Source organism: Thermoflavimicrobium daqui (genome assembly GCF_003313465.1).
In the GTDB taxonomy this organism is placed as follows: Bacteria; Bacillota; Bacilli; order Thermoactinomycetales; family Thermoactinomycetaceae; genus Thermoflavimicrobium; species Thermoflavimicrobium daqui.
The window spans coordinates 1-357 of record NZ_KZ845679.1; the positions used below are offsets into that span (position 1 = coordinate 1).

Here is a 357-nt window from a genome sequence, read left to right on the forward strand (position 1 = left end):
TTATTTGAAAATCGGGAAGTAGCTCAGCTTGGTAGAGCACATGGTTTGGGACCATGGGGTCGCAGGTTCGAATCCTGTCTTCCCGACCATTCTAAACACTAGAAATAATATACTGATTTTATTTTTACTCTTTTTAAAAAAGTACTTGATTTATAGAGAGATAACATGGTATATTATTATTCGTCGCTGATGAACAGCAGACAACAAGAAAAAGCTTCGAAAACAACTTGAAAAAGTTGTTGACATAAAAGAAGCTGAGTGGTAAGATAATAAAGCTGCTTCAACAAGCAGTAATGATCTTTGAAAACTAAACAAGACAAAACGTACCTGTTAATTCAAAGTTTTAAATAAATCGCA

1 tRNA gene is annotated in these 357 nt (G+C 33.9%); it reads left to right on the forward strand.

Annotated elements, in window-relative coordinates:
* Positions 1-12: 12 nt before the first annotated feature.
* Positions 13-89 (forward strand) — tRNA-Pro (locus DL897_RS16800).
* Positions 90-357 lie beyond the last annotated feature (268 nt).